Consider the following 15,205-nt stretch of genomic DNA (forward strand, 5'->3'; position numbering starts at 1 on the left):
GGATGAGTCCAAAAAAACGATTGTGGCGCATATGGGCGGCTATTGGCGGCATGAGAATGGAACGGAAGCTGTTTATCGTCTTTCTGCTTCTGATTACGCTGCCATTATCGTTTATCGGCTACATCTCCTATAGCAACTATTCACGCTCGATCGAAGAGAAAACGATCGTATATTCGACTAAGATGCTTGAGAACATGATGGTTCGCGTCGACGATTATATCGAGGATATGGTACGCATATCCTCGATTCCCGCTTATCAAGACGATATAAAGCAAAATTTGATGCGTTCCAATGCGTATTACGAGCAGCGGCAGCAGGCGGCGGGCGATAACAGCAGCCAGCTGCCCGATGATTTTGACCAGCTGCTCGTTATTCAGCGGGGGATCGAGGGGAACATCTCGTTTATCAATACGATAAAGCGAGGTGCCAATTCCGTTTATATTTTTGACCAGTTCGGAAATGGCTATTATTCGACTGCCGGCGGCGGYATTCGGCTGAATGTGAAGGAAAGCTATGAGAACTGGCGCGAGAACGTGCAAAGCTCTGGGGGCGAAGCGCTGTTATTTAGTACGCAGAAATATACGAGCAACTTGCAGAGCACCAAATATGCGTTTACGGTCGTTCGCAAAGTCATCGACAAATCGTTGAAGCCGCTCGGCCTAATTGCTGTGGATGCGAATATTAGCGTCATTGAGGATCAGATGAGTGAGCTCGATAAGGTAACGAATGGAGATTCAGTCATTATGGATGAAGCCGGCAACGTCGTATATGACAGCGACAAGTCGCGGATGGCGACGAATATCGCGAATGATCCGACTGTCGCGCTTGCCAAGGGGACAAAAGGCAGCTTCTATTACGAGCGAGATGGCGTGAAGCGGTTATACATATATACGACGTCGCCGAATACGGAATGGAAGGTTATGACGTCCATCGCGAACAGCGAGCTGACAAAGGATGCGGTCGTAATCCGGCGGGTGACGTGGATTGCTACGATTATTACGATTATCGTTGCGCTCTTTATTTCATTTGTCTTTTCGTTCGCGCTCACGAATCCGCTTCGCAAAATGATGCGTTTGATGCGGAATGTACAAGAGGGTGATTTCAATGTGCAGTTTCAGGTGAAATACCGGGATGAGGTTGGACAGCTGGGTACCCAGTTCAACCGCATGATTGTACGTATCGACCATCTTATTCAAGATATTTATGTCATTGAGAAGAAGAAGAAGGAAGCTGAGCTGCATGCGCTGCAGAGCCAGATTAATCCTCATTTCATGTACAACACGCTCGAATCGATCCGCATGGCAGCGGAGCTGAATGACGACCAAATTGCGGCAGACATGATCGCTATTCTAGGAAAGCTGCTGCGTTACAGCATTAGCGACCTGCATGAGGAGGTCACCTTGGAGAATGAGCTGCTGCATATGAGAAATTATGTGGAAATGCTTAATTACCGATATCCGGGCCGCTTCCAGCTGGACATCCAGGTAGCCGAAGCTTTGCATCGATATCCGATTATTAAGCTTGTGCTTCAGCCTATCGTCGAGAACGCTATTTATCACGGGATGGATGACAGCAAGGCATTCATGCGGATTAGAATTAGCAGCGAGCAAACCTCGCAAATCTTCTGGCTGCGTATCGAGGACGATGGTCTTGGCATGGATGAGGAAACCTTGGACCGGCTAAATCGTTCGCTCGCTGGGGTAGAAGATTCTGGCGTGAAACGGAAGTCGGGCGGAATTGGCTTGAAAAATGTAAACGAGCGCATCAAGCTCCATTACGGGAATGCTTATGGGCTGAAGGTAACCAGTGAACGGGGAACGGGCACCGAGGTGATGTTACAGCTTCCAATCGAACTAGGGAGAGAAGCGGAATGAATAAATACAAGTCCATTGTCATGGTCGTTATTCTTGTATTGGGCTTATGCATAGCGGGCTGCGACAATAGCTTGCCGGGCGGCAGGGCGGAGAGCGAGCCTACGGATAAATCGGAGCAGACGGAGCGCGCTGCGACGTTGACCGTCTTGACCAATCGCGTTGACCTTGTGGAGAATGGCGTATTCCAAACCTATGCCGATCGATTTGCTGAGCTGCATCCCGGCGTAACTGTCAAATTCGAGGGCGTGCCTAATTATGCCAGCGATATAATGGTTCGTTTGTCTACACGCAATTTGGGAGATGTGCTCCTGCTGCCCAACAATATAAAAAACGAGAATCTGCCGGAATATTTCGAGCCGCTTAATGACAGTCTCTTCGAAAATGTTCGTTTTGCCGATTTCAAAGCTTTCGGAGGCGCTCGTTATGGCATTGCAACGGGGGCGTCTACAACGGGCATTGTGTATAACAAAGAGGCTTTTGCAAAAGCTGGGATCAAGGATGTACCGACGACGCTCGACGAATTCTATGAAGCCTGCGAAAAGCTTAAGGAAGCAGGTATTGTTCCGGTCTATTTGAATTATGGCGCCCAGTGGCCGTTGATGACTTGGGGCGAGGATTTGGTCAGCTATATAACGGGAGACGCCAACTATTTGAATAATATGGTGAATGAGGACAGTCCGTGGCAAATCGACAATCCATGGGGACAAGCGATCTCTATCGCCAAAACGTTAATCGATCGGGATTACGTGGAGAAGCAGCTGCTCACCAATCAGTGGGAAATTTCCAAGACAGAGCTGGCAAGCGGTAGAGCAGGCATGTATTTGATGGGAAATTGGGTCATCAATCAAGTGATCGCCGCCGGCGCCAAGTCAGAGGATATCGGTTTTTTTCCATTCCCGTATGATAATGGAGAGAAAAGGTATGCGCCATTAAGTCCGGATTGGTTTTTGGGCGTAAGCAAGTTTAGCGAGAATAAACCGCTTGCTGAAGCTTGGGTAAAGTTTTTTGTGAATGATTCCGGTTATATTGACGATTCCGGTTTCCTGCCAGTCAATGAAGCGATGACTCCGTCTTTGCCGCAATTCCAGCAGTTTTTGTCCTTCAATAGCGAATTTTTAGAACGCCGCGTTCCGAATGATTTGCTGCTCGAAATCGCAAATACGGCACAAATCGCATTCTGGTCGGGTGATTTTATTCAGGATTGGATAGCTGCTCCTGACTTGCAGGAAGTGTTCGACAAATATAACGAGCGATGGAAAGCAGCACGAACCATTACCGAAAGTTAAGGTGGAGTTTTTCAATGTCAAAGAAGGTTACCATGCAGCAGATTGCCGATTATTTAGGTGTCTCAAAGTTTGTTGTCTCCAAGGCGCTATCCGGCAAGGGTGGAGTCAGCGAAGCAACACAGGAGCGCGTCATTCAGGCGGCATCACAGCTGGGTTATTTCTCTCAAAAAAATGCGTATGTCAAAACGATGAAGCTCGAGCAGCTTCCTAAGACGCCTGCCGCAGGCAAGCAGTCGGTGCTTGTGCTCATGCCGAACATTCGTTTCCAAACGAAAGAGTCGCTCTATTGGGGACGGATTCTGGACGGCATTGCAGCCAAGCTGGAAGAAGGCGGCTATGGCATGGTCATCGTCTCCGAGCAAAGCGTCGATCATTTCTTGCATTTCCTGAATCCGAACGGCATTCTCGGTTTAATTGGCGTTGGAGAAATATCGACGCCGCTGCTGCTTGAGGTGCACAGGATCGGCCTCCCGATGGTATTGGTGGATCATGAAGATATGCTCATTCCTAGCGATACGGTTTTCACGAACAACTATGAATCCATGTACCGTCTGACCAAGCATTTGATCGGAAAAGGTCATGCGCAGCTGTGTTTTGTAGGTGATATTCATTATTCCCGGAGTTTTAAGGACCGTTTTCTCGGCTTCCGAAGCGCACTTGAGGAGCATATGGAGGAAGCATCGCGCTACTCGATAAGCAGTGATTATTATTTATCTGTAGAAGGCTTCGAGCATGAGCAATTTCAAGAGCCGATAAAGCAATGGGCGATCAAAAGAATCAAGACAAAGTCGCTCCCAACGGCGCTGCTTTGCGCTAATGATATGATCGGAATCGGTGCGGTAAAAGCGCTGCAAGAGCTGGGCATCAAGGTGCCGGATGAGGTGTCGGTTACCGGATACGATAATATAGAGGATTCATTCCGAATGTCGCCTGCGCTTACGACCGTGCATGTGCCTAAGGAAACGCTTGGCAAACGTGCCGTCGACCGTCTAATTGCTCGCATCGAATGCAAGCAGGAGCCCATGGAGAAGCTTTTGGTTGCAGGCGAGCTGCTGTACCGGGAATCGACGGGGCAGGCGGTTACTTCGTAATTTTGGAAAGTATAGGGTCTCCAGCTATTATGCTTGGTGCAAAGCGATTAATGGTCACGTTATCCGAACTTTCGGATATGGTGATGGCGAAGTTCTTATAGATGAAGGCGATTTGACGGCGGAAGAGCATCAAATCGCCTTTTTTTCAGTTGGCGAAGAGGATGGGGAGCTAGACGAGGAAGATAAAGTTTTAAGTGAAATCGAATTTCTTGAGGCTGCCCTAGTATAATGCAGCTATGAAAGGATGGAGGATGCTATTGGGGAAAATGGGATCATATATAATCGTTATATGGATCATAAGCGCTTTTACTCTAATAGGAACGGTCCATGCGGATTGGGCAAGACATTTCGTTGTCTATGACGGAAATTCCTATTCCATAACGGATATCCCGGTTGAAGCTTCCCAAATCGGAAACGCGCTAGGCAAGGTAACGTCGTATTCCGACGAAGAGGGGATTTATTCGGGTCATTTCTCTAATTATTATCCAGTAGGTACGGAGTATTACGCCATTAACAGGATAGAACGCACTGACGCGATTGCGGTAAAGGTAAGCGATGACAGGTTCATTAAAGCGAAATACGAAGGTGTATACGGTGGAGGGAAGATTAGCTGGGAGAAAGTGTGGAGCTATATGGGCGCCTCCTTTGCTGCCGTAATCGTAGGGCTGCTTATTTGGAACAATTGGAGCAGGCCAAAAAAGGAGGCTGGATATGAGGAGCTTTGATCAGTCGGAGTGGATCTCACGAATAGGGACGATTGCTGCTCCACTGGCGGTGATGATGTGCGGAGTAGCTGGCTCAGGCAAGACGACCTACGCGAAGCAATTAGAAGACCATGGTTTTGTCCGCTTATCCATTGACGAGGAGATTTGGTCGACAAACGGGCGCTTCGGTATTGACTATTCGGCAGAGCATTATGAGCAATTCAAAATAGATGCGGAGCTGAAGCTTCGTGAATGCATGATTGCGCTTATTCAAGAAAAAAGCAGCGTCGTCGTAGATTTCAGCTTCTGGCAGAGAAAGAAGCGAGAGGAATATAAGCGGATTATTGAGGCAGCTGGAGGAGAATGGGCGCTCGTCTGGATGAAGGTTCGGACTGATGTGCTCCGGGAACGGCTTCGGATTCGCAGCCAACGATTTGATGCCAATGCAGCTTTTCCGATTACGGAGGAGATATTAACCCGATTTCTGAATGGCTTCGAAGCCCCGGTAGGTGAAGGGGAACGTATCGTAGACAATGGTTGAAAAAAGGAGTGTCCATTAGATGGATTAACACCTAATGAACACTCCTTTTGAACATATGGATTAACCTTGAAGCTGCAGATTACGGTCGATCAACGCGATGCGCTGCTCTACGCAAGCATATGAGCGCAGCGGGTCCTCCGGCGTGTTCAGGCAATAATCTAGCAATTGGTCTACCGTTGTAGCAGCTACATGGCAGCGAGTATCCGAAGAAGCATAATAGATATATACGTCGCCATTGTCCCGAGCAATGACGCCGTTGCAGAACGCAACGTTCGAAACGTCGCCGACGCGCTCTATGCCTTCCGGCGCAAGCAGGTGGCCGCCTGGGCGATGGGTTACTTTACTAGGCTCCTGCAGATCGGATAAGAATGCGTAAAGGACGTAACGCAGGCCTGCCGCTGTATTGCGAACGCCATGAGCGATATGAATCCAGCCTTTATCGGTCTTGATCGGTGCAGGGCCCTGGCCGTTCTTCACTTCTTTAATTGTATGGTAGTGACGCTCATCTATAATAACCTCACGCGCAACAACCGCATTTTCAATCGTATCTGAAAGTCCCCAGCCAATGCCGCCGCCTGAACCCGTATCGATGAAGCCATCCTGAGGGCGTGTATAAAAGGCATATTTGCCGTCTACGAACTCCGGATGCAGCACGACATTACGCTGTTGATTCGATGCCGTTTTGAGATCGGCAAGGCGCTCCCATTGCTTCAAATCCTTCGTTCTTACAATACCGCATTGAGCGATTGCGCTGGATAGATCGCCTTTTGGGGCAGCGGGATCCTTTCTCTCGGTACAGAACAAGCCGTAAATCCAGCCATCCTCATGCTGAACAAGGCGCATATCGTAGACATTTACGTCCGGATTGTCCGTTTCTGGCAGAAGAATCGGATGCTCCCAGAAACGGAAGCCATCTACAGGGCTGTCGCTCTCGGCAATCGCGAAAAAGGATTTGCGGTCGTTGCCCTCAACGCGGGCAACCAGATGATATTTCCCGTTTAAGAATATCGCACCTGGATTAAAAACGCAGTGTATGCCAAGGCGTTCCATGAAGAAAGGATTCGTCTCGGGGTTAAAGTCATACTTCCAAGCGAGCGGTGCGTGCGCCGCCGTTAGGACAGGATGCACATAACGGTCGAATACGCCGTTGCCAAGTGCTTCTGGCTCGTTCTTTTGCGTGACAAGAGCCTCGTACCGCTCTGTCAGCAACTGCTTGCGTTCAGTAAATTTACTCATGTATATAATCCTCCATTATAATTGAATTAGTGTGTTGAAGCTGCGCCGCTTAGACGTTCGATCATTTCAAAGCAGGCGCGTCCATTATGATACGGGCATTTCCAAGGGCTGACCTTTTCGGCGTTGTCGCTCGGAGCACCGTCTCGGTTAACGCTCCAATGCCATTCGCCGTACGTTTGATCAACGATAAATTGTTCAATAAACGACCATGAGTTTAAAGCCGCGTCGCGATATTTCTCTTCTCCGGTCATTTGGAAGGCGTTGTAGAACCCAACGACGGCTTCGGCCTGCGGCCACCAATCCTTATGCGTATCAATCAAGCCATTCGGACCAGCCTCGTTCAATAATCCGCCATCGCTGTCTACGCCTTCGTTCAAAGTGGCTTCAGCCATCCGGATTGCAATTTCCTTAGCTTCTGCAAGCAAAGCCTCGTCGCCCAGCACCTCAGCCGCTTCTACAAGCAGCCAGCTGCCCTCAATGTCGTGGCCGTAGGAAATATGCTCGGATTTGTAGTTCCATTGCTCGTCGAAAAATAGAATGAAGTGCGCATTTGCCGGATTTATGATGTGCTTGATCGTAATCTCAATGAGCGATTTCAGCTTGGCATGCAGCTCATCGGATTTCCAAATCCGGTATAGGTTCGTATATCCTTCCATGACGTGCAGATGCGTGTTCATGGATTTTTTCTCATTCAAATCCTTTTCACTCAGGCTGTTATCATCGGTTTCCTGCCATTCGCGTGTTAGCGCCTCGAAATAACCTTGATACTGCTCGTCAAAGCTGTAACGCTCAAGCGTATGGAAAAGCTCAATCGCTTGCTTCAGTGATTCCTCGTTTCCAGTAGCCCGGTAATACTCGGAGTAGGCATAGATGGCAAAGGCTTGGCCGTAAACCTGTTTTTTGGTTTCGAGCGGCTGTCCTGCCCAATCAACCATCCAATAAAGCCCGCCGTATTCAGAGTCGACAAAGTGCTCGTTGACGTAGCGGTAAGCACGGTCGGCAATCTGCAGGTAGGCTTTGTTCCCGGTCAAGCGGTATGCGGAAGCAAAGGTCCACAATATACGGGTGTTAAGCACCAAGCTTTTGCTAGCCTCATGGTTAACGGTAAGATCACGGCTTATATAGCCAAAGAAACCTCCGTTTTTCTCATCGACCGTATGTTTCATCCAGAAACCGAGAATGTTGGATTCAAGCTCTTGTTGAATGCGGCTTAACCACTGCTGGTTGCTCTCATTCATGAGATCGTTCCTCCTATCGTTGACTCATTGGTCTTCTTTGCGTAATAATCGTGAACGGTTTTTTCAGCCTGCTTGCCATACATGCAGTAATCATCATTAGCTGCCGCATCGCCTTCCTCATATAGCCGAGCCGGCCAATCCCAGAGCATGAAGCCCCCGACCCAGTCCCGCTTATCGGATGCACCGAACATCGTTTCGTAGAATTGCCGCTGGACTTCTTCGCTTGGAGCACCAGGCAGACCCCAATCATTCGGAATATGCTGCGAGCCTTCACGGCTAGGGCAGCCTGCTTCCATGAAGAAAAATGGCTTGTCGTAGGCAGAGACAATCTTCTCAATGCGATTAAGCTGATCCTCCCAATCTCCGATCGGGTAGTAGCCGCTGGAGGAAATAACGTCGACAGCGTCCCACCATTTCACTTGGCCTTCTTGGTATTTGTCGCAGTTGTACGTGACAATTCCGGAATAAACCTTGCGGACCTCCGCTATCAGCTTGCGCCACTCCGTTTCCCGGCGATCCGTTTGGACCATCTCGCAGCCGATACAAAACATTTCACAGCCTGTTTCCTCCGCGATTCGCGCGTAGTGCAGAATGAACGTGGTATAGGAAGCGAACCAATCGGACCATTTGGGCTCGCAAGGTACGTCGAGATCGAAGAAATTAATATGAGCGCGCCATGTTCCATCCGCACAGTTGACAACGGGCTTTAAGCAGACCTTTAGATTAAGTGACTTGGCTAGCTGGATCGCACTAAGCACCTCGTCATCTGTAACGGTAGGGGCTTCGCCAAATTTGATTTCAGTTGCCTGTGCATGTTCTTGAAGAGCGCCCAGCGCTATTGCCGTCCAATTCACGTTCAATCGTTCGGCCATAAGCGCCATGGACTGCTCTGCTTTTGGTCCGGTCCAAGTACCGCGTACGCCTGTCCAGCCCCAAGTCATGCCGCCGATATAGGCCGTTTGGTTCGTCATTCGTGTCGCCTCGCTTTATGAATTATTTTTGTTATTGCTAATTAATGTTTTTGTTATATAACAAGTAAACATGATTTAAGGAATGTTTGCAATACCTTTCTTAGCTATGCGGGAGTTTTGCTGTTTTGCTTCATTTAATAGCGCAAATCAAGGATGCAATTTGCTGTTATTTCAGCTTTTAAGCGGAAGATAGCGTTTTCAAACAATGTCAGTTGAAGACTATAAATCATATTTTAAACCATTTTAGATCTGCGAATAATGCGTTATTATCAATTTGTAAGCGGAATCAAAACGATCTAAGGGGGATTTTAAAAATGAAAAAAACTGTTTCGTTAGCACTTGCATCGGTAGTTATGCTAACAAGTCTTGCTGCTTGTGGCGGAAATAATGCTAACACAAATGAGAATGCAGCAACAAACAAGCCAAGTTCGAATGATGCGGCAACAAACAAGCCAGAAAACGGCGGTACAGAGGAAGCAACCAAAATTACGGGCGAAGTCGTTTTCTTAACCAACCGTACAGATATGATCGACAAGCAATACGTGGACTACGAAAAACGTTTTGAAGAGAAGTACCCAGGCGTAGACCTTAAGTTCGAAGCGATTACCGACTACGACAAAACACTGAAAATTCGTATCGCTTCCGGCGATTTCCCTGATGTTGTATTCACGCCGACGATTCCGAATGCCGAGCTTCCGAATTATTTCGCTCCGCTCGACGATATCACTTTCTCTGGCGACATCCACTTCAAGGACTTGAAAGCGCAGGAAGGCAAGATGTATGGCATTTCCTCCGGCGGTTCGACGGTAGGTATCGTGTATAACAAGAAAGCATTCGAGAAAGCAGGCATCACCGCTCTTCCGAAAACATACGACGAGTTCCTTGCAGCATCCCAGAAGCTGAAGGACGCAGGCATCGTGCCGCTCGCTTCCAACTTCAAAGACAAATGGCCGTTAGACGTTTGGGTCAACGATATGCCAACCCTGCTAGCTGGCGCTTCTGACCACCAGAATAAACGTGCTGAAAGCGACACGCCTTACACAATGGATAACGCATACGGCAAATCATGGAGCATTATTCGTGAAATGCATACCAAAGGCTTCCTTGAAGCAGACGTTAACTCGACAAACTGGGAGCAATCGAAAAAAGACGTAGCATCCGGTAAATTCGGTATGTATCTGCTTGGCAACTGGGTCATCAACCAAGTTATTGAAAACGGCGCTCCTGCCGAGGATGTTGGTTTCTTCCCATTCCCTGTCGACAACTCTGGCGAAGCAAAAGCACCGCTTAATCCGGATTTCTTCTACGCGGTTAACAAAAACGGCAACGTAGAAGCAGGAAAAGCATTCGTTCAGTGGATGATCGAGGAATCGGGCTACGATGATTTCGCAGGCTTCATCCCAACGCTGAAGGATAAAGAATCCAAGCTTCCGCAGCTTACTGAATTCAATAGCTTCAGCCCTAAATTTTTCGAGCCGGCTGCTCCAGTCGACGCTGCCACTGAAATTCAAAACAAAGCACAGCTAGACCAAGCGGCTGTCGTTCAAGAGTTCGTATTGTCGAAGGATCCACAAAAGGTACTCGATAAAGTGAACACGGCATGGGCAAAAGCGAAAAAAGATCTAGGTCTGTAAAGGGTGCAAGCAGGATGGATACACCGGGTAACGGTTTTCCATCCTGCCCATTCCGATTAGAAGGAAGCAGGGAGGATGGGGTTGTCTCATGTTTAGCAGATTGCCTTTCAAAACACAGAAAAATTACGTAGTCATTGGATTCGTCGCATTGCCGCTGCTGCTGCTGCTGACATTCGCCTATTATCCGGCGCTCGAACTCATTCGGTTAAGTTTCACTAGCTGGGACGGACTAAGCTCCAACAAACCATGGATCGGATGGTCCAATTACAAAGAAGTTTTTGCCAATCCGGCTATCTTCGGCGTATTTAAACATAACTTTGCCTATTTCGCTGTCGGAATCGTACAGAACATCGCGGCCATCTATTTTGCAGTCGTGCTGAACAGCAAGCTTAAAGGGAAAAACTTTTTTAGGCTGCTGCTATTTTTACCGTACATCCTTAACGGCGTTGCTGTAGCATACTTATTCGGTTACGTATTCGATACGACTAACGGTTCCTTGAATTATCTGCTCGGACAGCTCGGTTTCGATGCTTTGTCCAAGACGAGCTGGCTCGGAAACGGCTCATTCGTCAATTACACGCTTGCTTCCATCGGCTTCTGGCGATTCATGGGCTTCAATATGGTTATTTATCTAGCGGCGCTTCAGTCTATCCCGAATGACATTTATGAAGCGGCATCCATTGACGGGGCGAATGGCTGGCAGAAATTCAAAAGCATCACGCTTCCGAACATCTACAAAATCATTGAGCTCAATTTGTTCCTCACGGTTACCGGTGCATTGGAGGTCTTCGATTTACCGTATATCTTGACCAAGGGCGGACCTGCTGGTTCAAGCGAAACGTTCGTTATGAAAATCGTCGAAACAGCCTTCCAGTTCAACAATTACGGTCTTGCATCCGCGATGAGCGTAGTCTTGCTGCTCTTTGTTGTTATCGTCTTATCGATTCAGCGCTTTTTGTTGAAAGGAAAGGGGGAATAATCGATGAATAAATCCAATAAGCTTTGGGACACAGTGAAATATTTCAGCCTAGTATTGGCGGCATTTGCGATTTTATTCCCGCCTTATATTATCGTGGTCAACGCTTTCAAGACGAAGGATGAATTCCATACCAAGTCGACGATCGATATGCCGGATAGCTTTCTTTACTTGAAAAACTTCGCCCAAGCGTTCAAGCAGGCGGATATGCTGCAAGCATTCGGAAACACGCTATTCATCATTGCGATTACGCTGATTTTGAATATTTTGATCGGATCAGCCTTCTGTTATGCAGTCGGACGCTTTGATTTCAAATTCAAGGGACCGATCGTCGGCCTGTTCCTGTTCGCAACGATTATCCCGGCGATTACGACACAGGTGGTCAACTACAAGACGATCCAAACCCTTGGCTTAACGAACAACCTGATGGGACCTGTTCTGATTTACGTAGGGGCGGATATCCTTCAAATCTACATTTACCTGCAATTCATTCGCAATATTCCGAACGAGCTGGATGAAAGCGCGATGCTGGAGGGTGCCTCCCTGATCCGAATCTTCCGCTCCATTATATTCCCGCTGCTTGCTCCGGCTACGGCGACGATCGTTATCCTAAAGACGATCAGTATCTATAATGATATGTTCATCCCGCTGCTTTACCTGCCGCGAGCCGAGCATGTCGTGGTCTCCACCTCGCTCATGCGATTCTTCGGAGTGAATAGCGGGGATTGGCAAATGATTTCTTCAGCGATACTCATCATCATGATTCCAACAGCCATTCTTTATCTGTTCTTACAGAAATATATATTCGCGGGTGTGACAAGCGGTGCGGTGAAATAACCGCCCGCTTTCTTTCCATTGCGGTCATGCGGATTTTAGCGCAAACTAGAGGTGGATCACGCGAAGGGAGCGAGCATGAGTGAACATTATTATCGCGGACGATGAGGAATTCATTAGGCTTGGCCTGCAAAAAATTTTGACGAAAATGGACTTGGATATCCAAGTTATCGGTTCTTACAGCAACGGGATGGATGCGTGGGCACATATATCCAAGCTGGGTGACGGTGAGCTCGACGTCCTTATAACAGATATCAAAATGCCGATGATGGACGGCTTGAAGCTTATTGAGCATCTGCGGGACAAGAAGGTAGCAACGATCGTGCTAAGCGGATTTAGTGAATTCGAATACGCGCGCAAGGCGCTCCGCCATGGCGTACGCGACTATTTGCTGAAGCCTGTCGACAAGTCGAATTTATATGATCTGCTTATTAGAATCAAGCAAGAACGCGGCGAGCAAGCGCAGATTGTAGAAGCGAACGATACTCCGCAGCTTGCTGAAGCGATCTCCAAGGAAAAGGAGCATCATGTCATTGAGCAGATGAAATCCATTCTGGAGCAGGAATACGGCAAAAACTTCGAGATGGAGCGCATGGCTGAAACGGTCGGCATGAGCGCTAATTATTTGAGCCGCTTATTCAAGCAGGAGACGGGGATGACGCTCACCGATTATTTGATTGATATTCGAATCGAGAAAGCCAAGCAATTTCTGACGGACCATCCGAATTTGAAAAACTATGAGATATCACAGCTGGTTGGCTACAGCGACCCCGTTTATTTCAATAAACTGTTTAAAAAAATGACAGGCGAGACGCCGAAGGACTATAAAGGCAAGCATCGGTAGGCAATTAGCCAAAATGAATATAAGAAGTGCAAGAAAACATCTTTACAGCTGCACAATATGAGCGTAATATTGTGCCGTAGTGCTTGGAATAAACACGCGTTTATAAACGAACAGAGCTACAGAGGGATGGGTAGAGCAATGTCAGAGAGAGTGGAAAAAGCCCGCTTGAGCGCAGCTGCAAAAGGGCTAGCCAGTACGTTCGAAAACGCATCGCTGGAGCAGGATGCGAGTCCGTTGAAGTTTTTGTTTTCTCTATACAAAGGAAATTTCGCAAACCTGTTTGTTTCGTTGTTTTTTCTGCTGATCAAGAGCGCGCCGATATACGTGCTGCCGATCGTTACCGCGAACATTATCAACATCGCGACAAACCCGGCGAAGCATTCGATCAGCGGGATTTGGATTAATTTCTTCATCATCCTGATTGTCATTTTGCAAAATATACCGACTCATGCCGCTTACATATCCTTTCTAAGCCGCGCGGTGAGATACGTGGAAGCGGGACTTCGCAGCGCGCTTGTCCGGAAGCTCCAGCAGCTTTCGATCAACCAGCACCGCGAGCTGCCTGCAGGCAAGCTTCAGTCCAAGGTACTCAGGGATGTAGAAGCGGTAGAGATGATGTCGAAGCAATTCATGATCGCGCTCGCTCCTGCCGTCGTGAATATTATTGTCTCTTTTGTCATTACGCTGAACAGCAGCTGGGTCGTTTCTTTGTTCTTTGTCCTAACGATTCCAATGTCGATCACGATTGTGACGATATTCCGCCGCAAAATCAGAAAGTCGAACAAGGAGTTCCGCAAGGAAATCGAACAAATGTCCTCGCGAGTGTCAGAGATGGTGGAGATGATTCCAATAACGCGGGCACATGGATTAGAAAAGGTAGAAATTGAGCGGATCGACTCGACGCTGCGCAATATCCAAGGCAAGGGCTACCGACTTGATTTGGTAGAAGCCTATTTTGGATCGACGAACTGGGTCACGTTCCAAATTTTTCAGGTGCTTTGTTTGATCTTTACCGCCTATCTGGCGTATAACGGTGAAATCCAGGTTGGCGATGTTGTCATGTACCAAGGGTTTTTCGCTATGATCCTAGGGTCTGTTACTGGACTAATCAATATTTATCCGCAAATTGCAAAAGGGCTCGAATCCATTCATTCGATCAAAGAGATATTGGTATCGACCGATATCGAGAATAACAGCGGGAAGAGAAAGCTGGCTGGCGTGCGCGGCGAATTCTCGTTCCGAGGCGTCGAGCTGTCTTATCCAGGCAGCGAGCATCATGTGCTTGAGGACGTGACGCTTGACGTGGAGGCTGGCGAGTGCATTGCATTCGTTGGCGCATCCGGTGCGGGCAAATCGACGGTTCTTAATCTCGTCATCGGTTTCCTGCAGCCCACTGGCGGGAAAGTGATGATGGACGGCATTGATCTCGCGGATATCGATCTGCGCAGCTACCGCAAGCATCTGGCTGTCGTGCCGCAGACGAATATCTTGTTCTCGGGAACGATTCGCGACAACATTACTTACGGACTGCGCGATATTACGGATGAGCAGGTACAGCGCGTAGTTGATATGGCCAATCTCTCCGAGTTTATCGGACAACTGCCCAATGGTTTGGAAACGATGGTTGGCGAGCATGGCGGTAAGCTCTCCGGCGGCCAGCGCCAGCGGATAGCGATCGCCCGCGCGCTCGTGCGCCAGCCGAGCATTATCATATTGGATGAGGCGACATCCGCTCTCGACAACGAGTCGGAGTTTCATGTACAGAAGGCAATGCAGGAGCTGATCAAGGGCCGTACGACTTTCATCGTCGCGCACCGCCTGTCAACGATTCGCGACGCAGACCGCATTGTCGTGATGAAGCATGGCCGGATTGCCGAGGTTGGCACCTTCGAGGAGCTAATGGCAAGCAAAGGGGAATTTTATAACCTCAAGCAGCTTCAGCTGTAAGAGGGGAGAAAGAAGGTCGATCAGGCGAA

Annotated in this window: 13 protein-coding genes; 10 read left to right on the top strand and 3 right to left on the bottom strand. The window is 48.3% G+C overall.

Annotated features, from left to right (window positions below; translation table 11 throughout):
• The first annotated feature begins 2 nt into the window (after positions 1–2).
• The 5 genes from AB4Z29_RS24415 (at position 3) to AB4Z29_RS24435 (ending at position 5,496) form a co-directional block, all read left to right on the top strand.
• Positions 3–1,874, top strand: a complete 1,872-nt coding sequence (locus AB4Z29_RS24415) for a cache domain-containing sensor histidine kinase (RefSeq protein ID WP_441945589.1) — start codon at positions 3–5, stop codon at positions 1,872–1,874.
• The gene (locus tag AB4Z29_RS24420) at positions 1,871–3,160 is read left to right on the top strand and encodes an ABC transporter substrate-binding protein (RefSeq protein WP_441945590.1); all 1,290 of its coding nucleotides are present in this window, start codon (positions 1,871–1,873) and stop codon (positions 3,158–3,160) included. Before AB4Z29_RS24415 ends, AB4Z29_RS24420 begins: the two co-directional genes overlap by 4 nt.
• 14 nt (positions 3,161–3,174) lie before the next feature.
• Positions 3,175–4,251, top strand: a complete 1,077-nt coding sequence (locus AB4Z29_RS24425) for a LacI family DNA-binding transcriptional regulator (protein WP_441945591.1) — start codon at positions 3,175–3,177, stop codon at positions 4,249–4,251.
• A gap of 266 nt (positions 4,252–4,517) precedes the next feature.
• Positions 4,518–4,976, top strand: a complete 459-nt coding sequence (locus AB4Z29_RS24430) for a hypothetical protein (RefSeq protein ID WP_441945592.1) — start codon at positions 4,518–4,520, stop codon at positions 4,974–4,976.
• Positions 4,963–5,496 (top strand): AAA family ATPase, encoded by a 534-nt coding sequence (locus AB4Z29_RS24435; protein WP_441945593.1) that lies wholly within the window; start codon positions 4,963–4,965, stop codon positions 5,494–5,496. The genes AB4Z29_RS24430 and AB4Z29_RS24435 overlap by 14 nt, the downstream gene beginning before the upstream one ends.
• Positions 5,497–5,556: 60 nt before the next feature.
• Here AB4Z29_RS24435 and AB4Z29_RS24440 read toward each other — a convergent pair whose 3' ends face one another.
• The 3 genes from AB4Z29_RS24440 to AB4Z29_RS24450 are packed head-to-tail and all read right to left on the bottom strand — an operon-like array spanning position 5,557 to position 8,941.
• Positions 5,557–6,732, bottom strand: coding sequence for a glycoside hydrolase family 130 protein (locus tag AB4Z29_RS24440; protein WP_441945594.1), 1,176 nt, complete (start codon positions 6,730–6,732; stop codon positions 5,557–5,559).
• Between the two features lie 26 nt (positions 6,733–6,758).
• On the bottom strand, positions 6,759–7,970 hold the full coding sequence (locus AB4Z29_RS24445; RefSeq protein WP_441945595.1) for an AGE family epimerase/isomerase: 1,212 nt from the start codon (positions 7,968–7,970) through the stop codon (positions 6,759–6,761).
• Complete coding sequence (locus tag AB4Z29_RS24450) at positions 7,967–8,941, bottom strand: glycoside hydrolase family 113 (RefSeq protein WP_441945596.1); 975 nt, start codon at positions 8,939–8,941, stop codon at positions 7,967–7,969. Before AB4Z29_RS24450 ends, AB4Z29_RS24445 begins: the two co-directional genes overlap by 4 nt.
• A gap of 314 nt (positions 8,942–9,255) precedes the next feature.
• On the opposite strand from AB4Z29_RS24450, the gene AB4Z29_RS24455 reads away from it, so the two are divergent.
• The 5 genes from AB4Z29_RS24455 (at position 9,256) to AB4Z29_RS24475 (ending at position 15,176) form a co-directional block, all read left to right on the top strand.
• A complete protein-coding gene (locus AB4Z29_RS24455) occupies positions 9,256–10,575 on the top strand; it encodes an ABC transporter substrate-binding protein (protein WP_441945597.1) in 1,320 nt (439 codons plus the stop codon).
• Between the two features lie 88 nt (positions 10,576–10,663).
• Complete coding sequence (locus AB4Z29_RS24460) at positions 10,664–11,554, top strand: carbohydrate ABC transporter permease (protein WP_441945598.1); 891 nt, start codon at positions 10,664–10,666, stop codon at positions 11,552–11,554.
• Between the two features lie 3 nt (positions 11,555–11,557).
• Positions 11,558–12,388 carry a carbohydrate ABC transporter permease gene (locus AB4Z29_RS24465; protein ID WP_441945599.1) on the top strand — a complete coding sequence of 277 codons (831 nt, stop codon included), beginning with the start codon at positions 11,558–11,560 and terminating at the stop codon, positions 12,386–12,388.
• Positions 12,389–12,467: 79 nt separating this feature from the next.
• The gene (locus tag AB4Z29_RS24470) at positions 12,468–13,229 is read left to right on the top strand and encodes a response regulator transcription factor (RefSeq protein ID WP_441945600.1); all 762 of its coding nucleotides are present in this window, start codon (positions 12,468–12,470) and stop codon (positions 13,227–13,229) included.
• Between the two features lie 138 nt (positions 13,230–13,367).
• The gene (locus AB4Z29_RS24475) at positions 13,368–15,176 is read left to right on the top strand and encodes an ABC transporter ATP-binding protein (protein ID WP_441945601.1); all 1,809 of its coding nucleotides are present in this window, start codon (positions 13,368–13,370) and stop codon (positions 15,174–15,176) included.
• Positions 15,177–15,205 lie beyond the last annotated feature (29 nt).

This window comes from Paenibacillus sp. 2TAB23, from assembly GCF_052115165.1.
Taxonomy (GTDB): Bacteria; Bacillota; Bacilli; order Paenibacillales; family Paenibacillaceae; genus Pristimantibacillus.

Bases quoted from the DNA above. Each gene is read 5' to 3' on its own strand.
- AB4Z29_RS24450 (WP_441945596.1), bottom strand. From the start codon at position 8,941: ATGACGAACCAAACGGCCTATATCGGCGGCATGACTTGGGGCTGGACA.
- AB4Z29_RS24475 (WP_441945601.1), top strand. From the start codon at position 13,368: ATGTCAGAGAGAGTGGAAAAAGCCCGCTTGAGCGCAGCTGCAAAAGGG.
- AB4Z29_RS24440 (WP_441945594.1), bottom strand. From the start codon at position 6,732: ATGAGTAAATTTACTGAACGCAAGCAGTTGCTGACAGAGCGGTACGAG.
- AB4Z29_RS24460 (WP_441945598.1), top strand. From the start codon at position 10,664: ATGTTTAGCAGATTGCCTTTCAAAACACAGAAAAATTACGTAGTCATT.
- AB4Z29_RS24430 (WP_441945592.1), top strand. From the start codon at position 4,518: ATGGGATCATATATAATCGTTATATGGATCATAAGCGCTTTTACTCTA.
- AB4Z29_RS24465 (WP_441945599.1), top strand. From the start codon at position 11,558: ATGAATAAATCCAATAAGCTTTGGGACACAGTGAAATATTTCAGCCTA.
- AB4Z29_RS24435 (WP_441945593.1), top strand. From the start codon at position 4,963: ATGAGGAGCTTTGATCAGTCGGAGTGGATCTCACGAATAGGGACGATT.
- AB4Z29_RS24420 (WP_441945590.1), top strand. From the start codon at position 1,871: ATGAATAAATACAAGTCCATTGTCATGGTCGTTATTCTTGTATTGGGC.
- AB4Z29_RS24455 (WP_441945597.1), top strand. From the start codon at position 9,256: ATGAAAAAAACTGTTTCGTTAGCACTTGCATCGGTAGTTATGCTAACA.
- AB4Z29_RS24445 (WP_441945595.1), bottom strand. From the start codon at position 7,970: ATGAATGAGAGCAACCAGCAGTGGTTAAGCCGCATTCAACAAGAGCTT.
- AB4Z29_RS24425 (WP_441945591.1), top strand. From the start codon at position 3,175: ATGTCAAAGAAGGTTACCATGCAGCAGATTGCCGATTATTTAGGTGTC.